General features: G+C 69.2%; 24 protein-coding genes and 5 pseudogenes. 12 read left to right on the plus strand and 17 right to left on the minus strand.

Annotated elements, in window-relative coordinates:
* Positions 1-17 precede the first annotated feature (17 nt).
* Positions 18-332 carry a DUF5955 family protein gene (locus QFZ75_RS08305; RefSeq protein WP_307535134.1) on the minus strand — a complete coding sequence of 105 codons (315 nt, stop codon included), beginning with the start codon at positions 330-332 and terminating at the stop codon, positions 18-20.
* Between the two features lie 188 nt (positions 333-520).
* Here QFZ75_RS08305 and QFZ75_RS08310 point away from each other — a divergent pair, with 188 nt between their 5' ends.
* Positions 521-1,132, plus strand: a complete 612-nt coding sequence (locus QFZ75_RS08310) for a nucleotidyltransferase family protein (protein WP_307535136.1) — start codon at positions 521-523, stop codon at positions 1,130-1,132.
* Positions 1,133-1,318: 186 nt separating this feature from the next.
* Positions 1,319-2,953, plus strand: a complete 1,635-nt coding sequence (gene aceB / locus QFZ75_RS08315) for a malate synthase A (protein ID WP_307535138.1) — start codon at positions 1,319-1,321, stop codon at positions 2,951-2,953.
* A 19-nt stretch (positions 2,954-2,972) separates the two neighbouring features.
* On the opposite strand, the gene QFZ75_RS08320 is transcribed toward aceB, so the two are convergent.
* The 4 genes from QFZ75_RS08320 to QFZ75_RS08335 form a co-directional block, all read right to left on the minus strand.
* The gene (locus QFZ75_RS08320; protein ID WP_307535140.1) at positions 2,973-3,278 is read right to left on the minus strand and encodes a SelT/SelW/SelH family protein; all 306 of its coding nucleotides are present in this window, start codon (positions 3,276-3,278) and stop codon (positions 2,973-2,975) included.
* Complete coding sequence (locus QFZ75_RS08325; protein WP_307535142.1) at positions 3,275-4,189, minus strand: HipA family kinase; 915 nt, start codon at positions 4,187-4,189, stop codon at positions 3,275-3,277. The genes QFZ75_RS08320 and QFZ75_RS08325 overlap by 4 nt, the downstream gene beginning before the upstream one ends.
* Before the next feature lie 673 nt (positions 4,190-4,862).
* The gene (locus tag QFZ75_RS08330; RefSeq protein ID WP_307535144.1) at positions 4,863-5,414 is read right to left on the minus strand and encodes an EF-hand domain-containing protein; all 552 of its coding nucleotides are present in this window, start codon (positions 5,412-5,414) and stop codon (positions 4,863-4,865) included.
* A gap of 134 nt (positions 5,415-5,548) precedes the next feature.
* On the minus strand, positions 5,549-7,849 hold the full coding sequence (locus QFZ75_RS08335; protein ID WP_307535146.1) for a molybdopterin-dependent oxidoreductase: 2,301 nt from the start codon (positions 7,847-7,849) through the stop codon (positions 5,549-5,551).
* Positions 7,850-8,156: 307 nt separating this feature from the next.
* Here QFZ75_RS08335 and QFZ75_RS08340 point away from each other — a divergent pair, with 307 nt between their 5' ends.
* From QFZ75_RS08340 to QFZ75_RS08350, 3 genes are all read left to right on the plus strand, one after another.
* The gene (locus tag QFZ75_RS08340) at positions 8,157-8,300 is read left to right on the plus strand and encodes a hypothetical protein (RefSeq protein WP_307535147.1); all 144 of its coding nucleotides are present in this window, start codon (positions 8,157-8,159) and stop codon (positions 8,298-8,300) included.
* Positions 8,301-8,360: 60 nt separating this feature from the next.
* The gene (locus tag QFZ75_RS08345) at positions 8,361-8,573 is read left to right on the plus strand and encodes a hypothetical protein (RefSeq protein WP_307535150.1); all 213 of its coding nucleotides are present in this window, start codon (positions 8,361-8,363) and stop codon (positions 8,571-8,573) included.
* Positions 8,574-9,295: 722 nt separating this feature from the next.
* On the plus strand, positions 9,296-10,123 hold the full coding sequence (locus QFZ75_RS08350; protein WP_307544313.1) for an SDR family oxidoreductase: 828 nt from the start codon (positions 9,296-9,298) through the stop codon (positions 10,121-10,123).
* Between the two features lie 11 nt (positions 10,124-10,134).
* Here QFZ75_RS08350 and QFZ75_RS08355 read toward each other — a convergent pair whose 3' ends face one another.
* The 4 genes and pseudogenes from QFZ75_RS08355 to QFZ75_RS08370 all read right to left on the minus strand — a co-directional run bounded on the left by QFZ75_RS08355 (position 10,135) and on the right by QFZ75_RS08370 (position 12,272).
* Positions 10,135-10,854, minus strand: a complete 720-nt coding sequence (locus tag QFZ75_RS08355) for a ZIP family metal transporter (protein ID WP_307544315.1) — start codon at positions 10,852-10,854, stop codon at positions 10,135-10,137.
* A 211-nt stretch (positions 10,855-11,065) separates the two neighbouring features.
* Positions 11,066-11,278 carry a hypothetical protein gene (locus tag QFZ75_RS08360; RefSeq protein WP_307535152.1) on the minus strand — a complete coding sequence of 71 codons (213 nt, stop codon included), beginning with the start codon at positions 11,276-11,278 and terminating at the stop codon, positions 11,066-11,068.
* Between the two features lie 389 nt (positions 11,279-11,667).
* A pseudogene (locus tag QFZ75_RS08365) lies at positions 11,668-11,920 on the minus strand (transcriptional regulator); the annotation flags it as partial.
* Between the two features lie 34 nt (positions 11,921-11,954).
* Entirely contained in the window at positions 11,955-12,272 is a 318-nt protein-coding gene (locus tag QFZ75_RS08370; RefSeq protein ID WP_307535154.1) for a hypothetical protein, read from the minus strand.
* A gap of 139 nt (positions 12,273-12,411) precedes the next feature.
* Here QFZ75_RS08370 and QFZ75_RS08375 point away from each other — a divergent pair.
* Both QFZ75_RS08375 and QFZ75_RS08380 read left to right on the plus strand, forming a co-directional pair.
* Positions 12,412-12,804, plus strand: a pseudogene (locus QFZ75_RS08375) (DDE-type integrase/transposase/recombinase); the annotation flags it as partial.
* 609 nt (positions 12,805-13,413) lie between these two features.
* The gene (locus QFZ75_RS08380) at positions 13,414-14,604 is read left to right on the plus strand and encodes a ricin-type beta-trefoil lectin domain protein (protein WP_307535156.1); all 1,191 of its coding nucleotides are present in this window, start codon (positions 13,414-13,416) and stop codon (positions 14,602-14,604) included.
* A 299-nt stretch (positions 14,605-14,903) separates the two neighbouring features.
* On the opposite strand, the gene QFZ75_RS08385 is transcribed toward QFZ75_RS08380, so the two are convergent.
* The 3 genes from QFZ75_RS08385 to QFZ75_RS08395 all read right to left on the minus strand — a co-directional run bounded on the left by QFZ75_RS08385 (position 14,904) and on the right by QFZ75_RS08395 (position 17,764).
* Positions 14,904-15,725 carry a hypothetical protein gene (locus QFZ75_RS08385; protein ID WP_307535157.1) on the minus strand — a complete coding sequence of 274 codons (822 nt, stop codon included), beginning with the start codon at positions 15,723-15,725 and terminating at the stop codon, positions 14,904-14,906.
* Between the two features lie 443 nt (positions 15,726-16,168).
* Entirely contained in the window at positions 16,169-16,861 is a 693-nt protein-coding gene (locus tag QFZ75_RS08390; RefSeq protein ID WP_307535159.1) for a hypothetical protein, read from the minus strand.
* A gap of 252 nt (positions 16,862-17,113) precedes the next feature.
* On the minus strand, positions 17,114-17,764 hold the full coding sequence (locus QFZ75_RS08395; RefSeq protein WP_307535160.1) for an HAD family hydrolase: 651 nt from the start codon (positions 17,762-17,764) through the stop codon (positions 17,114-17,116).
* A 341-nt stretch (positions 17,765-18,105) separates the two neighbouring features.
* Between QFZ75_RS08395 and QFZ75_RS08400 the strand changes: the two are divergent.
* Positions 18,106-18,318: pseudogene (locus QFZ75_RS08400) on the plus strand (IS110 family transposase); the annotation flags it as partial.
* Here the strand turns inward: QFZ75_RS08400 and QFZ75_RS08405 are convergent.
* Positions 18,311-18,799, minus strand: coding sequence for a hypothetical protein (locus QFZ75_RS08405; protein WP_307535162.1), 489 nt, complete (start codon positions 18,797-18,799; stop codon positions 18,311-18,313). The pseudogene QFZ75_RS08400 and the gene QFZ75_RS08405 overlap by 8 nt on opposite strands.
* Before the next feature lie 206 nt (positions 18,800-19,005).
* Between QFZ75_RS08405 and QFZ75_RS08410 the strand changes: the two are divergent.
* Positions 19,006-19,760 (plus strand): annotated as a pseudogene (locus QFZ75_RS08410) (transposase).
* A 4-nt stretch (positions 19,761-19,764) separates the two neighbouring features.
* Here QFZ75_RS08410 and QFZ75_RS08415 read toward each other — a convergent pair.
* From QFZ75_RS08415 to QFZ75_RS08425, 3 genes are all read right to left on the minus strand, one after another.
* The gene (locus QFZ75_RS08415) at positions 19,765-20,070 is read right to left on the minus strand and encodes a putative quinol monooxygenase (protein WP_307535164.1); all 306 of its coding nucleotides are present in this window, start codon (positions 20,068-20,070) and stop codon (positions 19,765-19,767) included.
* 143 nt (positions 20,071-20,213) lie between these two features.
* Positions 20,214-21,353: a hypothetical protein gene (locus QFZ75_RS08420; protein ID WP_307535165.1), complete on the minus strand. Its 1,140-nt coding sequence runs from the start codon at positions 21,351-21,353 to the stop codon at positions 20,214-20,216.
* Positions 21,354-21,599: 246 nt separating this feature from the next.
* Positions 21,600-22,733 (minus strand): NAD(P)/FAD-dependent oxidoreductase, encoded by a 1,134-nt coding sequence (locus QFZ75_RS08425; protein WP_307535167.1) that lies wholly within the window; start codon positions 22,731-22,733, stop codon positions 21,600-21,602.
* Between the two features lie 110 nt (positions 22,734-22,843).
* Between QFZ75_RS08425 and QFZ75_RS08430 the strand changes: the two genes are divergently transcribed.
* On the plus strand, positions 22,844-23,530 hold the full coding sequence (locus QFZ75_RS08430; RefSeq protein WP_307535169.1) for a TetR/AcrR family transcriptional regulator: 687 nt from the start codon (positions 22,844-22,846) through the stop codon (positions 23,528-23,530).
* A gap of 475 nt (positions 23,531-24,005) precedes the next feature.
* On the opposite strand, the gene QFZ75_RS08435 is transcribed toward QFZ75_RS08430, so the two are convergent.
* Positions 24,006-24,482, minus strand: a complete 477-nt coding sequence (locus QFZ75_RS08435; RefSeq protein ID WP_307535171.1) for an ATP-binding protein — start codon at positions 24,480-24,482, stop codon at positions 24,006-24,008.
* Positions 24,483-24,666: 184 nt separating this feature from the next.
* On the opposite strand from QFZ75_RS08435, the gene QFZ75_RS08440 reads away from it, so the two are divergent.
* Both QFZ75_RS08440 and QFZ75_RS08445 read left to right on the plus strand, forming a co-directional pair.
* Positions 24,667-25,032, plus strand: coding sequence for an STAS domain-containing protein (locus QFZ75_RS08440; RefSeq protein WP_307535172.1), 366 nt, complete (start codon positions 24,667-24,669; stop codon positions 25,030-25,032).
* Between the two features lie 318 nt (positions 25,033-25,350).
* Positions 25,351-25,527, plus strand: a pseudogene (locus tag QFZ75_RS08445) (IS5/IS1182 family transposase); the annotation flags it as partial.
* Between the last annotated feature and the right edge of the window lie 128 nt (positions 25,528-25,655).

Raw genomic sequence — 25,655 nt, forward strand, 5'->3', positions numbered from 1 at the left:
GTCCGGTCCGGTCCGTCTCAGTGCTGCGGCGGTTCGCCGAACAGCTCGATCGCGCCGCGTACCGCGGCGAGCCCCGCGGCCAGCGCGCTGACCGAGCCGATGGAACCGGCGACCAGGAGCAGCGAGCGGCGCAGGCGCGGAGTCTCGGGGAGACCGCCGCCGGCCATCGCGGCGAGCGCCGCGAGTTCGTCCTCCGCGATACCGCGGTCCGGTAACTCGGCCGGATGCGCGGCGAGTTCGCGGCGCAGCCTGGACACGGCGGTCTTCAGCTCCGCCACTCTCGGATCCTCTTCGCTGCCGGCCACCGACCTCTGCCCCAAGCTCCGCAACACAGCTCTCCCCTTGTGCGCCGTGATCGCGCACGCCGTCACCGCTCCCCGCCCGACCGTCCCGTGACGCTGGTCGGGCGCCGGGGACGCGGGCCAGTAAACGCCACCCGGTGTGCCGGGCGCCACCACACGGACCGAAATTCAGACCCCGGACACCCTGTTCTCACCCGCGGGTCGGGTATGCAGGGGGGATGACGGACGACTACGGCCCGGTGGCCGGACTCCTGCTCGCCGCGGGCGGCGGCCGGCGCCTCGGCGGACGCCCCAAGGCCCTCCTCGAACACCGGGGGCGCCCCCTGGTGGAGTACGCGGCGGGGGTGCTGCGCGAGGCCGGGTGCACCCGCGTCCACGTGGTGCTGGGAGCACGGGCGGACACCGTGCGGGAGCGGGCGGTCCTGCCCGGGTGCGTGCTGGTGGACAACCCGGAGTGGGAGCGGGGCATGGGGTCCTCGCTGCGGGCCGGGCTGGAGTCCTTGCGGGGTACCGGGGCGCGGGCCGTCCTGGTCTCGCTGGTCGACCAGCCCGGCATCGGCGCCGAGGCGGCGGCCCGGCTGGTGGCCGCGTACGACTCCCCCGCGACGCTCGCCTCGGCCGCGTACGAGGGGCGGCGCGGTCACCCCGTGCTGCTCGGCGCGGACCACTGGGCGGGCATCGCCGCGACTGCGACCGGCGACCAGGGGGCACGCGCGTACCTGAAGGCGCACGCGGACGCGATCGCGCTCGTCGAGTGCGCGGACGTGGCCGACCCCTACGACATCGACACGGTGGCGGACCTCGCCCGTCTCGAACGACACCTCGGGTGAGGGCGGTGGCACCGAGCGCCACCTTCCCTCGATCCGGAGAATCTCGACATCAACAAAACATTGAACTTCCACCATGAGGAAACTAGTATCCACTGCTCAGAAGCGTCCGGCCCCTCACCGGGCGCTCACCGCCGTACCCGGTCGACTGGCACCCGGTGCCACGCTCGCTGAAGGAAGTGACAGCTCATGTCCGCACCAGCGCCGTCCCCGCTGGCCATCGTCGACGCCGAGCCCCTGCCCCGGCAGGAGGAGGCCCTCGGCGACGAGGCTCTCGCCTTCGTCGCCGAGTTGCACCGGCGGTTCACCCCCAGGCGCAACGAGCTCCTCGCCCGCCGCGCCGAACGCCGCGCCGAGATCGCCCGTACCTCCACCCTCGACTTCCTCCCGGAGACCGCGGCCGTCCGCGCGGACGACTCCTGGCGGGTGGCTCCGGCGCCGGAGGCGCTGAACGACCGCCGGGTCGAGATCACCGGGCCCACCGACCGCAAGATGGCCGTCAACGCCCTCAACTCGGGCGCCAGGGTGTGGCTCGCGGACTTCGAGGACGCCTCGGCGCCCACCTGGGAGAACGTGATCCTCGGTCAGGTGAACATGAGTGACGCCTACCGTCGCCGCATCGACTTCACGGACGAGCGCACCGGCAAGTCGTACGCCCTGAAGGCTCCGGAGGAGCTGGCGACGGTCGTCATGCGCCCGCGCGGCTGGCACCTGGACGAGCGGCACCTGGTGGACGCCGGCGGCACCCCGGTCCCGGGCGCGCTCGTCGACTTCGGCCTGTACTTCTTCCACAACGCGCAGCGTCTGCTGGACCTCGGCAAGGGCCCGTACTTCTACCTCCCGAAGACGGAGTCGTACCTGGAGGCGCGCCTGTGGAACGAGGTGTTCGTCTTCGCGCAGGACCACGTCGGCATCCCGCAGGGCACGATCCGCGCGACCGTCCTGATCGAGACGATCACCGCGGCGTACGAGATGGAGGAGATCCTCTACGAACTGCGCGACCACGCCTCGGGGCTGAACGCGGGCCGCTGGGACTACCTCTTCTCCATCGTCAAGAACTTCCGTGACGGCGGGCGCAAGTTCGTCCTGCCGGACCGCAACGCGGTGACGATGACGGCCCCGTTCATGCGCGCGTACACCGAACTGCTCGTGCGCACCTGCCACCGGCGCGGGGCGCACGCGATCGGCGGCATGGCGGCGTTCATCCCCTCCCGGCGGGACGAGGAGGTCAACAAGGTCGCCTTCGAGAAGGTCAAGGCCGACAAGGACCGGGAGGCGGCCGACGGCTTCGACGGCTCCTGGGTCGCGCACCCCGACCTCGTCCCCATCGCGATGGCCTCCTTCGACGCGGTTCTCGGCGACCGGCCGAACCAGAAGGACCGGCTGCGCGAGGACGTCGACGTGAAGGCCGCCGACCTCATCGCCGTCGACTCCCTCGACGCCGCCCCCACGTACGACGGACTGGTCAACGCCGTCCAGGTCGGCATCCGCTACATCGAGGCGTGGCTGCGCGGTCTCGGCGCCGTCGCGATCTTCAACCTGATGGAGGACGCGGCCACGGCGGAGATCTCGCGCTCGCAGATCTGGCAGTGGATCAACGCGGGCGTCGAGTTCGAGCACGACGGGAGGACCGTGCGGGCGACGCCGGAACTGGCCCGCGAGATCGCGGCCCGGGAACTGGCGGACCTCCGCGCCGACCTGGGCGAGGAGGCCTTCGCGGCCGGCCGCTGGCAGCAGGCCCACGACCTGCTGCTGACGGTCGCGCTCGACGAGGACTACGCGGACTTCCTGACCCTGCCGGCCTACGAGCAGCTGACCGGCTGAGCGGTACGCGGGAGAGGCACTACCCCTCCGAGTGGCCCAGGGACCTGTCCGGGGCCACTCGGTCGCGTACCAGGCGCTTGACGGCCGTCGGCTCGGGGAAGCCCTGCTCGCGGCGGTCCCAGACCACCTCGTCGTCGACGCGTACGACGAAGATCCCGCCGGTGCCGGGCTTGAGCGAGAGCTCGGTCAGCTCCTGCTCGAAGGTGGTGAGCAGTTCCTGGGCGAGCCAGACGGCCCGGGGGAGCCAGCGGCACCGGGTGCAGTACTCGATCTGCACCCGGTGCGGCCGGCCGGGGGGTGTCGCGGGTGTGCTGTCCGTGGTCATCCGAGGTGCACCGACCAATCCTGTTCCGCCGCCGGTTCGCCGTGCAGGTCGGGGACTTGCCTGAGCCAGTCCGGGCGGCCCTGCCGGGTCTGCGCGGCCCGGTGCGCGTCCTCGTCCGCGAGCTGTGCGCGGGTGGGGAAGTCCGTGGGGAGCCAGGCCGCGGAGGCGCGGGCCCGGGCGAGGAGGTAGCCGGCGTACGCCTCGCGGACCTCGTCGGGGCCGGTGAACCCCGGCTCGTCGGCGAGCCAGGCGTCGGGTACCTGCGCGGTGATCGCGCGCAGCAGGTCCTCCGTCACCCTGGGCGCCAGCTCGGCGTCGGCCGCCCGGGTGTCGGGGGTGTGGCCGCCGAGCGCGTGCCGCCGGAAGTCGTACGCCTTCTCCGGTGACGACGCGTCCCAGCGGTGGTGGAAAACCAGGGCGGCGCCGTGGTCGATCAGCCACAGTCTCGGCGGCGCGACGCCGAGGGTGGGCCAGATCATCAGGTTCGAGCTGTGCGTCGTGCGGTCCACGTTGACCGTGAGGGCGTCCAGCCAGACGATCCGGCCGGCCTCCAAGGGGTCCACGCCGAACTCCGCCGCGACCTCGGGCGTGAAGTCCCGGGCGCCCGGCAGGTGGTCCATGCCGAGGTTGAGCCCGGCGCTGGCCCGGAGCAGGTCCTGGACCTCCTGGTGCGGCTCGTGGGCGGCGACCGCCGGGTCGAAGTGGACCAGCACCAGTTCGGGGAACCGCAGCCCCAGGGCGCGGGCCAGCTCGCCCACGATCACCTCGGCGACCAGCGCCTTGTGCCCCTGCGCGGAGCCCGTGAACTTCACGACGTACGTACCGAGATCGTCCGCCTCGACGAGCCCCGGCAACGAGCCGCCCTCACGCAGGGGTGTGACATAGCGGGTCGCGGTGACCTCTCTCAGCATTTTCTCGGGTCACCCATCTATGTAACCTTACAATCCATGGCCGCCTCCGAATGGTAACCAAAGCGGAAATCGCCCGTCAGCGGCCCTGGGCAGAATCCGGGGAGTTCCGACCGGCATGCAGTTCTCCCTGCTCCCCGAGCGATCCATGGTAACCGAGGGTGATCGTGGGCGAGGAGCGCCCGAGCCACCGCGCCGAGGTCACGACGGACCCGCCGGCCTCCGGCCCGGGGGCAGGGAGAACTCACTCCCCTGCCCCCTGAGCGATGACGGCAGGTGCATGACCTCCCCGGCCAGGACGTCGGCCTGCTTGCCTGCGCCCGCCGCCTTGACGTGTCGCTCAACACGGTCAAGCGCTACGCCCGCCACAAAGAACCACACCGAAGATCCAGGCGTTGCCGTCACTCACCGGCGCCTGCCCTGAGATGACCATGCCGCTGTCGATGCCGTCCTCACCCTGTCGTGGCACAACGGCCGCACCGAAGGCTCCCGCACACAGATCGAACTCCCCAAGCTCCTGGTGTACGGACGCGCCGGCCACCGCCTCCTGCGCCAGATCGTCCTGTCCAACCGAAACCGGACACCGGGACGATCAGCGCCTACGAAATTCCTGGAAGAGCCGAACGTCTTGCAGTCCCTGGCACGAGCGCAGGTCCGGAGGGGTATCCGGGGACCGTCAGGCGGTGATCTTGCCGAAGATGTGGTTGGCGGGAGCGCCGGGGTCGTTGCCGTAGAAGAACTCTTCGAGTGCCTGGTGGAACTCGTCACGGTCCAGTCCGCCGGAACCATCGAGGTCCAGAGCGGCAAAAACGGCGGCGCAGTCCTCACCGGGGACGGCGGCGACCGAGTCGAACATCCGCTGGAACTCGGCCTGGTCGATCTTGCCGTCTCCGTTGAGGTCGACGAGGTCGAAGAAGCAGTTGGTGACCGGCGCAATCTGCTGCGGGTAGAGCGCGCGGTCGGTCAGGGCACTCTTGAAGCCTTCGGTCATCTCCCGCACATCGACCTTCCCGTCACCGTCCTGATCCATCGGGGCGATGACGTTCGACCAGAACTGGTCCATCCCCTCGGTGAGCCGGCGGACGGTCTCGGCATCTGGGCTGGTCTCGCGGGCGCTGATGTAGCGCTCGCTCATCTTGCGGACGTCGTGCTGGGTAATGAACCCGTCGCCGTCGACATCGGCGCCCCTGAACCACTGGCCGTACTTGAGATCTTGTAGTGCAGTCATAACTGCGCACCGTATTCACGCGGTTACGGTGAAGCAAACGTCCGAGGGGAGGCTGGGCGCCGGTCGGATTTGCCGCCCGCGCGCCCGACGAAGGTGAACACGGCAAACTCGCCCGTCGTCGAGTTGGCTTCGTTTCAGTGTTCGAGGTGTGGTGGTGTGAAGGCGAGTACCTCCTCGACCGGCCCGTCGTAGACCTCGACGTCGACGAGAGCGCTGTGCGCGCTGGGTCCCTGGGACAGACGCGAGCACCCGCGGTCCCCGGTGAGGGTGTTGGGGTTGCCGTGGCGGTCCAAGGTTCCGCTCCGGCCCGGCTGGGCCGGGTCCCACCACGCTCCGGTGGACAGCTGGATGACTCCGGGCATCACGGCGTCCGACAGGATCGCGCCCGCCAGGCAGCTGCCCCGGTCGTTGAAGACGCGGACGATCATGCCGTTCTCGATACCGCGTGAGGCCGCATCCTGCGGGTTGATCGTTACGGGTTCGCGGCCGTGGATCTTCGACTTGAGGCTGTGGCCACCGTTGTCGTACTGGCTGTGCAGGCGTGAGGCAGGCTGATTCGAGATCAGGTGCAGCGGGAAGCGGTCCGCCAGGCCGGCGCGAAGCCACTCCACGGGTTCGAACCACGTCGGATGTCCGGTGCAGTCGTCGTAGCCGAACGAGTCGATCTCCTCGGAGAAGATCTCGATCCGGCCCGACGGCGTCGTCAGGGGGAAGGTCTGCGGATCGGAGCGCAGCGCTTCGAAGCTGCCAGGAAACGGCCCGCTGAGTGCCGGCAGTTCGACACCGGAGGCGCGTTGCCAGAAGTCGTCGAAGTCCGGCAGGGCCGCGTCGTCGCCGAGGTTCGCCCGTGTCTGGACGTAGAGGTGCCGGACCCACTCGATCTCGGAACGCGCCTGGGTGAACTCGCGCTCAAAGCCGAGCCGGGCAGCCAGAGCGGCGAAGATCCGGTGGTCGGTACGTGCCTCGCCGGCCGGCTCGCGGACCTTCGGCATGGCGACGAGGTGAGGGTCGGAGAACCCCGCGGCGAAGTCGTCACGCTCCAGGCTGGTCGCGACGGGAAGCACGATGTCGGCGAACTTCGCCGTGGTATTCCACCAGGCTTCATGGACCACCACCGTGTCCGGGCGCTGCCAGGCCCGGGTGAGGCGGTGGAGGTCCTGGTGGTGGTGGAAAGGATTTCCTCCGCACCAGTAGATCAGGCGCAGGTCCGGCAGGGTCAGGCGCTGACCGTCGTAGTCGATGGTCGCGCCCGGTTCCAGCAGGGTGTCGGCGATCCGGGCGACCGGAATGAAGTCCGCAACAGGGTTCGCCACCCGCGGCATCGACGCCACAGACGGGCGGCCCGGGGCGACACCGGTCGCGTCCATCGTTGCGTAGCCCGCGCCCCAGCCGCAGCCGGGCCGGCCCAGCGAACCCGCCATGGCCGCCAGTACGACCGACATCCAGATCGGCTGCTCACCGTGGTCCGCCCGCTGAATGGCGTAGTTGACCATGATGAGGGAACGCTGTGCGCACAGGCGGCGGGCGAGATCGGAGATCGTGTCGCGGCTGATGCCCGTGATCCTCGCGGCCCAGTCGGCGTCCTTGACGACGCCGTCCACGTCGCCGGTCAGGTAAAAGGCGAAGCGGTCGAACCCCACGCAGCAGCGGGTGAGGAAGTCCTCGTCGTGCCAGTCGTTGACCAGCATCGTGTGCGCGATGCCGAGCATCAGGGCGGTGTCGGTGTTGGGGATGACCGGCAGCCACTCGGCGTCGAGGAAGTCGGCGGTGTCGCTGCGGATCGGGCTGACGTTCACGAACCGCACCCCGGCCGCACGGCACCCCCGCTGCAGGTCCCGCGTCCGGTGCCGGGCCAGCCCGCCAGGATTGACCTGGCTGTTCTTCAAAGCCAGCCCTCCGAACGCCACCACCAGCTCACAACTCTCGGCGATCTCGTCCCACATCGGCATCCGGGACTGGTAGCTCCACGGAGCACCGCCGATCACATGCGGAAGGATGACCTCAAGAGCGGCGGTGCTGTACGTGTTGCGCGAGTCGGTGTAGCCCCCGCCCAACGCCAGGAACCGCTGGAGCTGACCCTGCGCATTATGGAACCCGCCCGCACTGGCCCAGCCGTACGAGCCGCCGAACACCGCGCTGTCCCCGTGCTGTGCGCGCACCCGGCGCAATTCCTCGCTCACCAACGTGAGCGCGTCGTCCCAGCCGACCTCCACGAAGGCGTCCGCACCTCGGGCTGTTTCATCGGCGCGCGGCAAGCCATTGAGCCACCCTTTGCGCACCGCGGGACGCAGCACACGCGCACCGTCCTCGGCAGCCCTCACCATGCCCGGGCCGATCGGCGACGGCGCGGGGTCATCACCCCGGGGTTCAATGCGCACCAGCTGACCCGAATCGACCACGGCTACAAAACTGCCCCAGTGCGTCGCCACCGGCATGCGTCGTTCCACCGTGCATCAACTCCATCCCTGAAGTTTCTCCGGCTCTCGAACAACGGCCGCTACACCACAGGGGTTCCGCGTCGGTCAGCGGTCCGCAGGACACAGGCTCCCCCTGGCGGATGCTGCCCAACCCTGACAGAGACCGTCGGTGCCGGCCCGGCCAGGGCCCGCTCGCGCGGTCAGTTGCAGTCGGCAAGCCGTCCGTTTCCGGCCGACTTGCCGGTGCCTGGGTACGCGTACTCAGGTCCGGGGGCAATCACCCCGCCAGACTGTGGCATCCATGACAGATCGGCGAGGAGTAGGTATGAACCGGACGAGGAAAGCCCTGCTGGTGACAGCGATGACGCTCTGCGCGCTGACGGGCGGCACCGCAGGGCCCGCAGCCGCGGTCACCGATCCCCTGCTGCCCCATCCCGGTCCGGACGGTTTGGTTTGGGTGGAAGAATAGATCGGTGATGGCGGAGTCGCCTCGGGTGGTGCGTGGGACAGACTGCCGACCGTCCTTACGGTGGCCTGCGAAGGCGGTGGCGACGTGCAGGTGACGATGCAGTCGCAGGGCACGGAAGTCGCCGCGTTCCCGGTCGACTGCCCCGTCGGAACCGCCGGAACAGGCTCGGTGGTCATGGAAGCCGGCATCGTGCGGCCGGGCTCCTTCAGCATCGGTGTCGATGCCTCATCGCAGAACATCCGATGGTCCCTGACCGTGACACAGCCGGAGTGACGAGGCAGAGCACCTCGAGCTGACCCGCAGAACATCCCTGCCTCCGCCCCGGACGCCCTGCCGCGCTCTCCCTGCCGCGCTCTCCCGGCCGGGCGTCCGGGCCGGGCGTCCGGGGCGGGCGTCCGGGGCGGGCGCCCGAGGCGGGCGTCCGGGGCGGGCGTCCGGGGCGGGCGCCCGAGGCGGGCGCCCGAGGCGGGCGTCCGGGGCGGGCGCCCGAGGCGGGCGCCCGAGGCGGGCAAAGAACGCACCACCCGTACCACCACACCCGTCACTCCCTACCCGATCTGCTCTGCTCCCTCCCGCCTTCACGGATCCCGAAACACCCCCAGAACCTTCAACTGCCCGATCGGACCACCCGCGGACGATGAAGTGGCGGTGCCGGTGCGGCGGTCGCAGGACGAACGCTGGAACACCACCCTCGCCGCCGCCCGCCGGTTCCACGCCCGCGAAGGACACCTACGTCCCGCCCGCAAGCACATCGAAATGATCGACGGTCCAAACGGCCGGCCGGCCGACCGGTCGGTCCGACGTGGGCGCGGACCGGTTCAGGCGTTGCTTTCGTGACCGTCGGCGATCTGGCGCGTTCCGGTTGCCCTGCTCGGGGAACTTGCCCACCGAGTGCGCCGGCAGCCGGACCGTGACCGGAGACCGACGTACCCGCCCCAGCAGCGCGTCCGGCCCTTCCGGGGCCTTCGAGAACGTACGGAGAACTCATGAACGACATGCCAGACCCCACGCGTGTACCCGTGGCACTGATCACGGGAGGGGACTCGGGAATCGGCCGGGCCACCGCCGTACGGCTGGCTGCGGCCGGCATGGACGTCGGTATCACCTGGCACAGCGACGCACAGGGCGCCGAGGAGACCGCTGCCGAGGTACGGTCCCACGGCCGCCGGGCCGTCCACGCGCACCAGGACCTGACAGACCCGTCCCGCGCCGCGGACGTCATCGACGCCCTGGTGGAGAAGCTGGGAGCGGTCGACGTCCTGGTCAACAACGCGGGGACCGGTACGTCCACCCCCTTCCTCGACATCGACCACGAGACGGTGCAGCAGGTTCTGGATGTGGACCTGGTCGGACCGTTCCTGTGCTCCCAGCGGGCCGCGCGCCACATGATCGCGCGGGGCGGGGGAGGGCGGATCGTGAACGTCACGTCCGTGCACGAGCACCAGCCGCGCGTGGGAGCCGCGCCGTACTGCGCGGCCAAGGCCGGCCTGGGGCTGCTGACGCAGGTGATGGCGCTGGAGCTGGCCGAGCACGGGATCACGGTCAACGCGGTGGCACCCGGTGAGATCGCCACGCCCATGACCGGTGAGATCGCCACGCCCATGACCGGTCAGGAGGACACGGACGTGACCGAGGAACGCCGCCCCGGTATCCCGCTGGGCCGGCCGGGTGACGCCAGAGAGGTCGCCGCCGTGATCGCCTTCCTCGCCGGGACGGACGCGTCCTACACGACAGGAGCCTCATGGGCGGTGGACGGCGGCATGCTGCGCATGGGCCCGCAGGCCGGATCCCACCTGGACAGCGACGACTGGCGCAGGCCGTGAGGAGCACCGCTTCACCACGGGCACCGCGGGCACCACGGTGAAGCGGTCGCCTGTGAGCCGTCAGGTGTGGGAGGGGCGCAGGAGACCAGGAAGCTGCTGACCGTGACCAGTCCGATGGCCAGGTGGGCTTCCTCGAACGCCTCGGGGATCATCGTGTCGGCGACCGTCGCGAGGACCGCCGAAAGGGTGCTCGCTGCGGCGACGGCACCCCACGCCCCGAAGACGTGCGCCCTGCTACGGCCGGCCTTCTTCATCCCCGCCGAGCTGGACGGCCCTTCGGGAACATTGCTGACGAACAGCGTCGCCACGGTCACCGGACTCACTGCTCCGCCGTCGAGCAGGCTCACGCCGATGACCGCCGACTCCGGAACGCCGTCGAGCAGGGCACCGAAGGCCAGCGCGAGTCCCGAACCGTTCTGCTGGTCCTTGGAGGGCCGTGCCTGGTCCCGGTGGTGGCCGGAGCGCTCGCGGTGGCGGGCACCGCGCCGGGCCAGCCACATGTCGCCCGCCGTGTAAACCACGACACCGGCCAGCGTGCCGATGGCCGTCGGCGCCAGTCCTGCCTGCTCGTAGGCTTCCCCGACCAGCTCGAAACCGACCGCTGACAGCAGCACGCCGGCCCCGAAGGCCATCACTGCCGCGATCGCCTTCTGCGGCGCCCGCAACCCGAACCCCACCAGCGCCACCGCCACCGGCACCGCCCTCAGAAGCAGCGCAGAACCCGCCACCAGCCCTCACCGGCCCGCCTGAACCACTCCTGTCATGGGCCCATGGGTACCCGGCCCCGGTCATGTCGCCAGCCGATGACGCCAAGTTCCTCATGGCGGGACAACGGTTCGGCTCGGCTGAGGTCGTCCTGCCGTGCCATGTCGCGGTGTTGCCCCACACCGTGCGGCGCGAGGGGCCTCCAGGAGTCGGGCTGACCGTCGGTCCGGCGCGGGATCAGTGCGTTCGGGCGCGTGAGCCGGGGCGGGTCAGGCCCACGACGGCCACGGCCACGAGCGCCAGGGCGGCGAGGCCGGAGATCAGGGGCAGCACTGCCATGCCGTTCTTCAACTGATTCGCGGCGTTGAACGCCAGAAGGACTCCGGCCAGGAGGTAGAGAACACTCAGGGGCCGGCTCGTCGGGATGATCCGCCAGGTGCGCTCACTCATGCCTGCCTCCAACTCGACTTTTCTGCAACGCAGTTCACATGCCCGAAGATCCAGGAGCCATTCACTCCGTGCCGGCGGCCGTGCCCAAGACACTCCTCCTCGACCGCACGGAGACGCCCGGCGCGGGGCTGCGCACGCTGAAGACACTCGCCGCGCACTTCACACGGCACGCCGCCGCCGTCCGGCCACCCGCCCCCGTGGAGGAGGGAACGAGGGAACGAGGGAACGAGGGAACGAGGGAACGAGGGCGGAGCGTATTGGAGTCTCCCGCAGTTGCAGGACCTGCTGGACGAATGGATCCTCGCCGCGTGGCATCGCCGTCTCCAGGATCAGCTGCGCCACCCGCTGCAGGGCCGGGCGTCACCGGCCGCCCGCAGGAGATGCGGGAAGAGCGTGCACGACGCCATGGTCCGCTGGCGGGGACGGTCGACCTGGGACTGTTGAGCGGATGGATCTCCACGCAGGTGCCCCGGCCCTGGCGGTTGAGGGGGGCGAGGAGGTAGCGAGCGACGTTCTCGCGCCGCACGGTCCGGCAGGCCTGCTCGATGCGTTCCGGGTTCTTGCGCGAGAGGGCGTGCGGGTGCCGGCCTGCCAGGCGCGCAGGGTGCGGCCGGTGACCGTCAGCCTGGCCGTGCGGGCCGCCCCTTCGAACGTCCGCTGCCGGCCGGCCCTCATCTCACCGGAGGGTCGGGACAACCATCAGCACAAACACAATGACGGGCGACATCAGCATCATCGCCACATGCGCGAGCAGGGACCGCGTCATACCCGACACGGCAAAGAGGATCGTCCCGCCCAACAGCCATCCCACGTACAGTTCGCCGGCACGGTGCCAAGCAGCCGTTTCCTCGGCGCCAGTGGTCGGCTCGGCGCCGAGGACTCCGATGGACATCAGGAGCAGCACACCGCACATCAGCAGATCGCCGACCCCGACGATCACAGAGACCGTCTTGTCCGTCAGTCGTGCCTGCGCCCACGGGCGTATCGCGCTCATGAGCCCGGGAGCATATCCGCCGTGTACGTCGCTGCCGCGACAGCGGCATCACCCGATGAGCCAAGTGCGGCGCGCAGGAAGAGCCGAGGCGCAACCGGTGAAGCACGGGCACCGTTGCCCCGAGGCACACCCACACCCACCCCGGCCCGGGAACAAGTGGCACCTGGACGAGGTCTTCATCAAGATCAATGATGCGCAGAAGTACCTCTGGCGGGTGGTGGGCACCGACCGAATGCGCTCCTGCGGCGCGGCCCACCGTGAGGTCATGCCCTCGGCCGAACACCGTGCCCACAAGGGTTTGAACAACCGGGCAGAGAACAGTCATCAGCCGACAAGGCGGCGTGAACGCGCGACGAAAAACTTCCGCAGCATCGGCGCGGCCCAGCGGTTCCTGTCCGCGTTCAGCGGCGTCTCACCCCATTTCCGACCCCGGCGCCATCTGACGACCGCCTCCGGCCGCCGAGCCGGGATGACCATCCGCTTCGCGATCCGGGTCCGGATCACCGCCACCTTCCGCCGGCCCACCGAGGCCTGGCACCGGCACGGAACGCGGCCCCACCACGCCCCACCACGCCCCGACACGCCGTCAGGAACCCACACACCCGACAATGCGACAGCGCCCGGTGCGGGCCTCCTGCTCCTGGCGTTCGTCCCGGACCGACTGCGCGGGGGGCAGACGTCGTGCGCAGCATCCCGGATCTCCTCCCGCCACCACGCCAACCGGCTGGTAGCGCGCATGGGCGACTCCACCCTGCTCCACGACACCGGGCATCCTGCATCAGAACGGTGACCGTCTGCCCCCGGGAAGCCTTCCCAGGGACGGCGGCCGCTCAGCCGGACCCAGGTGCGTCGGCCCCAGAATGCGCTCTCGCCCGCGGCGGCCTGCCGCAGTGTCCGTTCACCTCCAGCAGAGTGTGTCCGGGCTCTTGGCTGTTCGCACCCGGAAGGCTAAGTTTCCGCCGACAACGTTGCCAGAGACCAGGTGCGGAGCCGCGCGAACCGCAGACGCCCGTAGTGGAGATAGAGGTATCCGATGTCAGATCGACACCCAAGGACCCGAAAGACTTCACCCCGAGCCCCGTTGGCGATGGGCGCCATCACGGCAGCGTTAACAGTGGCGGTGACCCTGCTGGCCACAAGCGTGCAAGCGCAGGGCGCCATCCGCAGCGCGGATGCCGCGGCGGCCGGTCCCGACTACGTCGCGATGGGCAGTTCCTTCGCCGCCGGTCCCGGAATCACACCGGTACAGTCCGGCAACGGGGCAGCAGCATGCGGACGGTCAAGCAACAACTACCCCAGCATCGTCGCCCGCGACATCGGCGCGAACCTGACGGACGTCTCCTGCAGCGGGGCGACGACCGCGCACCTGCTGACCGACGACCAGTCCGGCCAAGCACCGCAGGTCCGGTCCGTGACCGGGGCGACCCGCGTGGTCACGATCACCATCGGCGGCAACGACGTCAACTACCTCGGCAGCCTCGGCTCCTACTCCTGCCAGACCAGCGGCGGCACGAACTGCGGCAGCGTGGACCAGAACGCGATCAACCAGACCTTCGACGTGCTGACCGGACGGCTTCAGAATGTTGTGAACGCCGTCCACGACGCATCCCCGCAAGCGCATGTCTTCCTGGTGAACTACTTCACGATCCTGCCCGACTCCGGCGTCTGCACCGATGTGCCGCTCACCGGTGACCAGGCGGCATTCGAACGCAGCATCGCCACGCGCCTCGCCTCCGCGACCGCCACCGCGGCGACCACCACCGGTGCCACACTCGTCGACCTGGGAGCCGCCAGCCGCGGGCACGACGCCTGTGCCTCGGCCCCGTGGGTGGAGACGTACCGGCCGGCCGCCGGCCGCGCTCAGTACCACCCGAACGAGGCCGGCATGAAGGCCGCCGCCACGCTGGTGGAATCCGCCCTCGCGGCGTCCGGGCAACTGCGGACCGCGGCCGTCAGCTCCGGAATCGCGGGCAAGTGCATGGACGTGGCGAGCTCCGGCACCGCCGACGGCACCCCTGTCCAGCTCTACGGCTGCAACGGCACCGGCGCGCAGAAGTGGACGTATGCGCCCGACACCGGCGGCGCCTTGCGAGCCCTGGGCGGCTGCCTGGACGTCAGCGCCGGCGGGACTGCCAACCACACCAAGGTCCAGTTGTGGCAGTGCAACGGATCCGGTGCCCAGCGCTGGATACCCGGACCCAACTCCTCGCTGGTCAACCCCCGGTCCGGGCGTTGCCTCGACGTACCTAACGGTTCCAGCGCGGACCGGACCCAACTGCAGATCTTCGACTGCAACGGCACCGCAGCGCAGCGATGGACGTCGGCGGGATGACCGTTCGGACGACGGGCAGCCAGGTGACTCCGCATTCCGGTGGACGACTGGCAGCTGGGCCTACAGCGCCGGCCAAGACGTGCTGCAGATCCGTCAAACGAGCGGCGTGACCAGGGTTGACGGGGTTACTGACGGGCTGCGGAGAGGCGGCTGCCGAAGGTGATGCCGAAGGCATTCAGCGCGGTCTTCTCGCTGGGGCGGGAGTTCGTTGTCCGCGGACAGCAGCACCGGACGGCACGACCTCTGATGTGTATCCGATCAGTGCTCAGCGGCTGTCCGTCAGGTGCACCTTGTGAAGATCAGTCGGATGGTTCGGTCTCTACGGAAGGGGCAGGCGCCGTCGGTCCTCCGAAATCAGGACTTGTGAACTCCGGAGTGGACGGAGTGGAGTAGCGGGGCCGGGAACCAGCGGCCGGGCCGTCATCGGGGCTGCTGAAGCCAGGGCGGCTGTACCCGAGTTGCGCAGTGCGGCTGATGCGCCTTGAGCCGGAACCGGCTGTGACAGGGTCCGCCAGGGCTGCACGAAGGAACGGCATGATGCCGTGCTCGACAAGGGCGCCCTGCCAGGCCTCCTTAGCCTGCTCAACCTCCTCATCGTATTCGCGGCTCCCCTCTGCCTGGGGCGGGTTGGAACCGTTGCGAAGGGTTGTGAGGAGCAGTGCGACGGCAGCAACGAGGATCGAGACCGCAGTGATGACGCCGAACAGCCATCCGGTGGTGATGAGGGGCCGTGCGATGCCCGTTTCGGGGTTGAGGATCCTCAGGAGGTAACCGACGAGCAGGAAGATCGCCGTGGCTGTTCCGGCGAGAACGGGGGCGAGCACGACAGCGACCGCAGCGGCACCTGCTCCGGCACTCTCGGCGGCCTCTCCCATGGCGGAGGCACTCTTCACCTCAAGGTCGTCCCGCTCTGCGGTCTCGACGTCATGCTGCATGAGGGCGGGGGGACGGGAGGACTGCGACTTGCGCAGTTCGTCGCGGACGTCCACATAGTGCTGATATTCGCTGGCCGCACCGGCCGTGATCGGAACGACGGCGTTCAATGCCATCGTGCGCAGCTGCTCGGTAGTGAGGCTCCGGCGTCCGGCGAGTTCGGGGTGCTGCGCTGTGGAGCGCAGCACTTCGTCGAGGATGTGTTCGTATGCGGGGCGGTCCTCGCTCAGGAGAGGCTGCGCGATACGGCGGTCGCGGGGTGCTTGTGGGCTCGGCTCCGGCGCGGGGTTGCGTTGCGGGCTTGGTTGATCCGCGCCGTGCGGTGTGGGGTTGGTTTCCTTTGGCTGGAGATGCTTGATTGGCTGAGCTTGGGGCGACTGATGGGGAGCAGGCGCCGCCGGCCCGGGGCGATCTGGTTGTTGTCCACTCGAGGGTGCTGCGGTTGTCCTGGAAGCCTCACGGCGTGAGGGTGTACGCGGCTGTACCGGGTGAGCATGGGCACCCAGGAGCGAGGCAAGCAGGCGGCGTCCGAGGGGCAATTGGCGCTGCTGCGCGATGACGGGGCGCCGGTTCCTGCTGGGGTCGCCGCCGACAACGGCTGTGATGATGCGCCGCAGGGTGGAGGGCTGCGTCATAGTGCTGTGCCTTCCTCGCTGACGGTCGGATTGCGAGGAAGACGCGGCGTTTCCTGAGCGCCATCGATACCCCGCTGGGTCGAGCGGGATGCCGGATGACCGTTCGGCTGCGGATCGGAAGCTGCCATATCTCGCGAGCTGCTGCTCAGCGCACTGGGGTGGCCGTTGTCGACAGCGGGTGAGGCGGTGGGCAGTCTCAGTGGTGTGGGGTCGGCCGCGACGGCCGGTGCGGACTGGGGCGCGGTGGTGACGTCCAGCGGTGCTGGCAGCCATGAAGTTACGGGTGTCGAGGGCGAGGGAACTTCGGCCGCGGCTTCGTCAGCGCTCGCAGGCGGTGAGGGCGTGACGGTGACGGCATCACCGACCGCTTGGATGCGGCCGAGTTGCGTCAGAATCACTGGTGCTGAGAGGCCTACGACGATGGCCGCGTATGCGCCGCTGATTTGTCCCGTGGTGCCGAAGAGTACCGCGGCGCCGGCTCCCATCGCGCTGTGCACGACAACGGCAACCGGGTCGGCGAGGGAGTCGAAGTACTGTGCGAAATGGGGTGGTTCCTCGTCATGCCCGGCGGGGAGGCGCCGGTGGCTTTGACGGTCGGCTCGCCACTCGCGGAACCGGATATAGGCCTCAAGGAGGCCGCGTAAAGCGCCTCCTACCGCTCCGAGCAGGATGAGCATCGGCACGTCCATGGTGTTCCCCGGTGATACCAGCGGTTGGGCTCCCGACACGGGACCCACTCCGTGAGCGTAGAACTCGAGGGCAGGACGAAGGAAGAGCGCATGCGCCAGGCGCGCGGCAAGCCGTGCGATGCGACGGCTGGTTGCCCTGTCTCAACGACAGAGAGCCGTCCTGGTCCCGCTATGCAGTGTGGATCCGCTTGGGAGGGGCGCGCAGACTGGTTGCGGTGAGACGAAACGGCAGGTCTCAGGAGTGACGATGCCTTATGCCGATGCGTCGATGACATGGTTGATCGCGGAGGCGACATCATGAGCGACATAGGTGGGCTGGTAGGAGTTGCGGGGCCAGGGCCGGCCGTTTGTCACCCACACGTTTCGAAGACCGAGCATGTGGGCGCCTGCGATGTCGGCGTGCGGGGAATCGCCGATAACCCATGCTCCGGGCAAGGGGAGGCCGACGGTTGCCGCTGCTGCCTGGAAGATCTGCGGTTGCGGCTTCGTGTGGCCGACTTCTTCGGAGATGACCCAGCCTCGGACGAGCTGGTCGAGTCCGGTGTTCCGGATCTTCGCTTCCTGCTGGACGGTGCGGCCGTTGGTGACGATCACGCAGGTCCATCCCGCAACCCATGCGCGGATCAAAGCCTCGCGGGACGCGCGTGCCAGAACGACGCGGTCAGCGGCGCCGGTGTCGAGAAGGACACGGATGGCGGCAGCCGGCACCAGGTTGCTGTATCGATCGGTCAGAGCGGCGGCGACCTCGTGACGTGGGGTATAGCCACTGGCGTCGACAGCTACAACCCACGTGAGGTCGGATACGGGCAGACCGTGCTCGGCAAGGAAGCCAGCGACAGCAGCACGAAAGGCCGCATCGCGATCGATCAGAGTGTTGTCGAGGTCCAGCAGCAGCAGCGACATGGACAGCAGTAGACCACCGGCAACTGCGTACTCCCGCTGTCCGGCCAAGTTCGCTACGGCGGAGCCCGGACGACGCAGGTCGTGGAGACAACGACTCACTCGGATGAGATGGGACACCGGCGGCAGTGCCCTGGTCTCCCTCAAGCAGGGGAAGTTTGTTGTCCGCGGACGACAAGCAAGGTGAAACGCTCACCCGATGGGGTCTCCGCGACCTCAAAGGTGAATAAGGTAGCGCCACGACCGCGCCATACGACCCGATCGATCGGGAAAAGGCGTAGCCAAGCTGCCTGCTGAGCTGCCGAGTTGCCGAGCTGCACAAGGAACTGAAGCTCCGTGACGCAGGCAGCAAGCAGCTCAAGCGGGCCTTCTTCCTCTCCGCGTTCGCTGCACTTGGCGACCCTGCCTCCCGGGTCTACTACGACAAGAAGATCGCTCAGGGCAAGCACCACACGCAGGCCCTGCTCTGCCTCGCCAGACGCCGGGCCGACGTCCTCTTCGCGATGCTCCGCGACGGCACCTTCTACGAACGGCGGCCACCCACAGCGGTCAGCTGACCAGTGGTTTCGCCAACAGAACCACCTGATCGCTCTCAACATCGAACCCGAGTACCGGATGGCTGGGAGGGCCGCCCTCGCAATACATCACCACCGGCTTGCCCAACCGCCGCCCGATCACGGTGAGGAAGCCACAGAACAGGTCGAGTCGCTCCTGGCCCTGGAGTTCCCGCAGATCAACATCGAAGTCGATCTCCTCCACTGAGTAGAAGCGGAAGATAGCCAACACATCGGCCGTCGGCCAGACCCGCAGGTCCGGACACTCGGCATCCGCCGAGCGGGACAGCGTAGCCTCCGCCCGTGGCACCGGAAGCACCCCATCTCCCTGGGAGTACTGGTACTTCCAGCCCTTCTCCGCGACCAGATCGAGGACCGCCTGCCAGTCCTCCACCAAGGCATTCGCGACACGCACGTCCGGCAGCGACCCCATCAAGTCCGGGTCGAAGAAGGAACTCACGTCATCCCACCGCAGATCAGCCACCCCGCCATGCTGCCCGCCTCAGCGACCCAACGCACCCCCGTTTCTCTTGACGAAAGACATAGGGGCACTCCCCCGCCCCATGGGAGACGAGTTCGTTGTCCGCGCGCAACGAACTGGCCGCACCGGCTGAAGCTGAGGCAGGGGTCCCGCCGTTGCGGAGGCCCCTGGGCTGTGCCTGATGGATCAGATGGTCGTTTTTGCGCGCTGTGGGTGTTCGTGCGGGCCCGAGTGATGTCCCTCGGAGGCTGATCGAGCCGCTACTACCGGACCGGACACCTCGTCGGAGCGGACGGTGGACGGATCACCGGCGAGTGATCGACGCGGTGGCGTTCAAGTACCGCAACAACCTCGCCCGGCGTGACGTGCCGGGCGAGTGCCCTCCCTGGCAGACGGTGTTTGACCGGTTCACCTGTGGGGCCCGCGATGGCACCTGGCACCGCGTCCTCGTCGCTTTGCATGCCCACACGGACGTGGACGGCGATCTGGACTGGCTTGTTGGCGTCGATTCCACGGTCGTCCGCGCCCACCAGCACGGCGCCGGTGCCGCCCGATCGCCTTTGTGATCGCCGCTGGACAAACAGGTGACGCGGCGCAGTTTGAGCATGCCATGGCCGCTATCCGTGTCCCGCGCCCGGTCGGTCGACCTCGTGTCTGTCCCGACATCGTGCTCGCCGACCGCGCCTACTCATCTCGGGCGATCCGCGCCCACCTGCGCAGACGCGGAATCCGCGCGGTCATTTCCGAACCTGCCGACCAGCAGGCCAACCGGAAGCGCCACGGCCCGTGCGACGGCCGCCCGATCGCGCTCGACCGTGATGCTTACCGCCTCCGCAACCCTGTCGAACGCTGCATCGACCGGCTCAAACAATGGCGCGGCATTGCCATGCGCACCGACAAACTCGCCACGAACTGTCAGGCCGCACTCCACGTCGCAGCCGTCTTCCTCCGGCTCAAACCCTGATGCATCAGTCACCAGCGCCGAGGCCGCCGGCGATGACCAGTTCGCGACTGGTGAACTCGCCGGTGAGCAGGGGCATGGCAGCAGCGATCGCTTCCTTGGTCTCGGGCAACCGCAGGGATGCGTCGTGGTGGTCCTTCGAATCCCAGACCTCCGTGACCACGATCGTGTCCGGGTCATCGTCGGCCAGACCCACCACGTAGCTTCTGCAGCCGAGCTCGCGGAGACTATCGGCTCCGGAGAGCAGGATCGCAACCACGTCGTCGCGCTTGCCGGGCTGAGTCTTCATCGAACCGATGTAGCCATAGGCCATGTCATGCCGCCTTCGTCGGAGTTGCTGTTACTCAGCACCATCATGACCGCCTCTTCAGACGACACGACCGGCCCCCTGCCGCAACCCCGGAGTACACGAATCACTGATCCATCAAGAGCCGGGAAAGATCCATCAGACACGGCCTAGCCGCCGTGGTCTTCGTGGTTGCCCTGGTCGTCGTGGAGTTTGTCGCGACGTTCCTGTTCGCGCTTGGAGTAGGCGGCCGCCCGGATCGCCTCGTCGCTCTCCAAGCCCGATCCCAGCGCGCCGCCCACCGTGGCGACCGAAGCGACGAACCATGCCAGCGTCCAGTACTGCCCGGCGTGCAGCGGGGTTCGTGTGAGGAAGGCGAACACCCTCTCGTTGAGGACGAACAGCGCCCACACCAGGTTGATGACCAGCAGCCCCGCGTAGCAGACGAGCACCCCGATACCCACGGTCACGACCGTCGAGGCGTTGTAGAGGACCGTTCTCCTCCTCGCCTGCGGCGAAACCTCATCCGTTCGATGCCACAGGTGCGCGTCCACGATCAGCCAGCCGATCATGAGCGCGACGGACCCGACCATGGCGATCACCAGGCGTGGCGTGCTCAGGGACGCGGCCAGGGTCCAGATGGTGGAGTTCACGGTGGCGATCGCTCCCGTGGCGAGTGCGGCCGCCAGGGCTTTCGACAAGCCCGGCACCAGGCGCCACGGCCGGTTGGCGCGGACCATGCCGAAGAGCACTCTGAGGTAACCGCGCGGCCCGCTGACGACGTACCGCAGATCGGTGCTCTCCTGCTCACCGACCGGTTCCGCGCGGACAGGCGCGAAAGGCCCGGCGAAGCGACCCGGCGACGGCCGGCTCGCTGACGATTCCTCAGCCGCGGCGGGCTGCGGGCGCGCCAGGCTGAGCACGGCCTCCTCCACGGCCCGCTCGGCCCTCCTCTGCAGCCGCAGACCTCCCAGCGCGGGAAGAGACAGCAGCGCCAGAGCGTGTGCGTGGCTCAGATCCACCACGAGCTTGCGCCCGTGCGCGTGCAGCGGGAGGTCCGTGAGGGCCACCACGATGTCCCAGTTCTCCCTGCTCGCACGCTCCGTGATCCGGCGCACCAGGGTCGGCGGGTCCTCGGTCCCTGAGGTGAAGGGCTCACTGATCACCTCGACGTCGAACCGTCGCCCCTGGCCCCACCGGCCCGCGAGCCGATCAGGAAGGGTCCGGGCCATGCGCTGGGCGATCTCCGTGGGGGCGTCCGGATCCGCCAGCAGAGCGACGACCGTAACGTCCCGGGACGACATCCGCATGGCAGGCCCCTCTCACCGGCTGCCCCCTCGGCGGTCACGAGTGCCCACAGGACGTCCCGGGATAACCTCCGTCCCCGGCGCCCGCGGTTCCCGGACGATCACCGACCTGTTCACCACCCCGGAGAACGTCGCGTTGACGACGGCGGCGACGAGAACTGAGCCGGTGCCGGTGCCGGTGACCCGCGCTTCGGAGCACCGTGTGGGACACGGCATCGGGCCGCCTGGTGCTGTACGCGCGGCTGCGGATCACACGGCTGGTCCGGCACCGGTCATCAGGGCGAGCAGGCTGTGGGGCGCGTGGTCGTCGATCATGGTCGTGTAGATGCCGTCGTCGTCCGCTTCCACGGCGGCGGCGCGGGTGAACATGGCGTGTTCGTGCGTGGTGAGTGCGGTCTCCGTATCTCCGGGGTGCGCAGCGAGGGCCCGGCCGAGTTCGGCGCCGTCCAGCATGGCCAGGTTGGCGCCTTCGCCGTTCGGTGCCCGCAGGTGAGCGGCATCGCCGAGCAGGGTCACCCCAGGTACACGGTCCCAGCGGTGCCCCGCCGGCAGCGTGAAGACGGGGCGCAGGGCCGGCGGGGTGTCGCTGTCGGTGATCAGGGCGGTGAGTGCGGGAGCCCACCCGTCGAACTCCTTCATCACCCGTGCGGTGAGGGCTGCGGCATCGGTGGTGTCGAAGTCGGTGAACCAGTCCTGGGGCTTCTTCAGCTGCGCGTAGGTGTGCAGGGTTCCGCCGCCCTCACGGTGGGCCAGCAGTCCCCTGCCCGGTGCGAGCGCGAACAGCGAGCCGGCTCCGACCGCCTTCGAGGAGGCAGGGTGGCGGGTTTCCGCGTCGAAGAGGAACGTCTCCACGCTGCAGACGCCGAAGTACTCCGGAGTGGCTTTCGACAGCAGCGGTCGCACGCGCGACCAGGCGCCGTCGGCGCCGATGAGCAGGTCCGCGACCACGGTGGTGCTGTCGGCAAAGTTCACCCGGTGGCGGCCGTCGCCGAGTGCCTTGACGGAGGTGACCTTGTGGCCCCAGCGGACGGTCCCGGCGGGCAGCGAGTCGAGCAGCATCTGCCGCAGTACGCCGCGCGGTATCTCCGGGCGTTCGCCGGTTCCGACGTCGGGCAGGTCGAGCAGTACGTTCCCCGCCCGGTCCATGATCCGGTACGCCTCGCGGCCCGGGAGGATCAGCTTGCGGAATTCCTCGATCAGTCCGGCCGCCTCCAGAGCGGCCTGCCCGTTGTGGGGGTGGATGTCGAGCAGGCCGCCCTGGCGGCGGGAGTCCGGGGCGGGCTCGGCCTCGTAGACCGTGGCCGGGATGCCGTGCACATGCAGTACACGGGCCAGCGTCAGGCCGCCCAGACCTGCTCCGATGATCATGACAGGCGTCGTCATGGTGTCCTCCTGGATCCTGGGGGGGGGTGCCGTGACGCCCTCTTTGGATCGCCACTCCAATCACGCTAACACGGCTTGGATCGACGCTCCATTCATGCGATGCTGAGGTCATGGTGAAGAGAACGGCGAAGGGATCCGCGCGCTCCCCGAGGCGGACGGACAGCCTGTCGAGGGAACTGATCATCCAGACCGCGATCGAGATGCTGGACAGCGGCGGCGAGAAGGCGCTGACGCTGCGCGCACTCACCGTGCGCCTGAGCACCGGCTACGGGGCGATCTACCACCACGTCGCGGACAAGGGTGATCTGCTCGCGACGGCCGCTGACGAGGTCATTGCCGGCGTGGTGTCGGGCGCGGTCGCCGACGCTGATCCGCGCGCTGCTCTGCGCCGCCTCGCCCTCGGCCTGTTCGACGCGATCGACGCGCACCCCTGGGTCGGGGCGGAATTCTCCCGCCAGCCGTGGCGGCCCGCGCTGCTGGACTTCTACGAGGGTGTCGGCCGCCTGCTGGACGCCCTCGGTGTTCCGGAAAAGACGCGCTTCGATGCGGCCGGCGCGCTCGTGAACTACGTCCTCGGTGTCGCCGCGCAGAACGCTGCGAACGCACGGCTCCGCGCGGGCAGCGACACGGACCGAGAGACCTTCCTGGAGAATGCCGCCACGCGATGGACGCAGATCGACCCGGGCCGATACCCGTTCGTGCACGCGGCGGCGACTCGGTTGGGCGAGCACGACGATCGCGAGCAGTTCCGCGTCGGGGTGGACATCTTCCTCACCGGCATCTCAGCCCTGCGCTAGAAGACCCCGACACCCACCGCCCTGTGACACCGCCCTGCGACACCGCCCCGCCGGGGCCATCATCCGCGAGGGGCCGTCAGGCGCTCGCGTGGCGGCCTATGAGTGGTCCTGGCCATCGATCCCACCCGCCAGCTACCGCTCCTGCCGGGCGCCAGGCCCGGCCAGGGATCCACTCGCGCGCGGCCCGGCCGACGCGCGCGGACAACTTGCCGGCGCCCCGATCCCCCGCGGCGCACCTCGCACCCGGCCCCGCTTCTTCTCCTGCCTTTCTCCTTCTTCTTCCAGGTAAGTGGGCGTGGGGGTCACCGCGATCACCGAAACCGAACGCCAGGCGATGCGCGACTTCACGGCCGACCACCCCGCCTCCGACCTCCCCTGCAACGCCCACGGAGACCGCAGCACCACCTGACCCCCGTGGGCCCCGCACCATTCCGCCCCGCACCCGCATCCCCGGGCAGCAGACCGCGACGCCTTCTCAAGCCGGGGTGCGTGAGGAGAGCTCGCCGGGCGGATCGGACAGGATGATACGAGCGGTGACCCGTTTACCGACCGGCTCCTGCACGATCTCGAGCGATTCGCTGACCGCTTTGACGATTTCCAGGCCGTGCTGGCCGATCCGGCCCGCGTCCGTCGTCCGGGCCGTGGGCCGGGCCGGATCGCTGTCCCACACGCTCACCTCCACCAGGCTGTCGGTGATGCGCAGCTCCATCAGGGCCGGGCCGGGCGCGTACTTGTGGACGTTGGTGACCAGCTCGCTCACCACCAACTGGGTCACGTCCAGTGCACGCGCGGACACCTGCACGCCGTGCTCGGTCTGGGCCCGGGTGAGGAAGGCGGCGGCGCGGTGGCGCGCTTCAGCGATGACGGACCCCTCGCCGTTGAGGGCGAGTGTCTCCCGGATCGGCCGGTCACCGGGCCGTGCGTGGTCCTCGACGCCGGGGACCGATTCCATCAGCTCCACCTTGTATCCCCCCGTATCCGGACTGTACGGATACCCCTTGCGGTTGCTCACATGTCTGCTGGGACGCCCGGTACAGGCGAATGGTTGTAGGCGGTGGCGGCGGGCAGGATCGCAGCGCATATCGTGGCGGAGCCCCACATCCGCCTTTTTGGTCGAGAGCGCAGTCAGGGAGACGGTGACAGACACCAACGGAATGGCCCCCTCGAGTCGGCTGTCGGTCGATGACGTCACCCTCGACGGCATCCGCGTCCTCGTCCTGCGCGGCGAGATCGACCACACCACCAAGGACCACCTCGCCCAGACCCTCCTGCCCCGCGACGGTGCGGCGCCCTCCCGGACGGTCCTGGACTTCAGCGCGGTGACCTTCATGGACTCCAGCGGCGTCAACATCCTCGTCGCCGCCTACCAGGCCGCCCACCGCGCACAAGGATGGATACGTATCGCCGGAGCCCAGGAAGCGATCCTGCGCGTCCTGCACATCGTCGCCCTGGACGACCTCATCAACTGCCACCCCACCCTCGAACAGGCCCTCCACAGCTGACCCCACCTCGCCTCGGCAGCCCGTCGCGGGCACTTCACGGCAAGGAAGCGCCCGGGGTGGTGAGAGCCGGAAGACTCCGGTCGCGAAGCACACCCGGCACAGGCGTCGGGTGCAGCAGACGCGGCAGAGGCCATACGTTCGGCAAGCCGTGCGCTCCCGCCGATGAAACGCACGGCTGTCCCCCCTCGGACCACCGAACGGTGCGCAGGCCGTACAGACCGCGCAATCGGTGCGTGGCATGCAGGTGCGGGCTGCGCAGCGCGGGCCGGCCGCTGCGCACTCTGCCAGGACACCCGCCCTGGTGGGCGGCGCATCCGTATCCGCATCCAGCGATGCGGACCCGGCCGGCCCCGCACCCGCCCCGCCCAGGTGGCCGCGGACAAGGGCTACTCGTCCCGGAAGATCCGCAGCTGCCTCCGCAGACGAGGCATCCGGGCCGTGATCCCCGAACGCATCGACCAGATCAACGGCCGCGTCCGCCGGCCCTTCGGTGGTCGTGCTGCCTGCGGTGCTGCGGATGTGCGCGCCGACGCACCTGGACCGAGGCGGTGAGGCGGCCCGCGCACCTCGGCCGAAGCCGGCTCGTCCCGGCCGGACATGACGGTGGGGCGGCACCAGGCCGC

It is taken from the genome of Streptomyces sp. V3I8 (genome assembly GCF_030817535.1).
Taxonomy (GTDB): Bacteria; Actinomycetota; Actinomycetes; order Streptomycetales; family Streptomycetaceae; genus Streptomyces.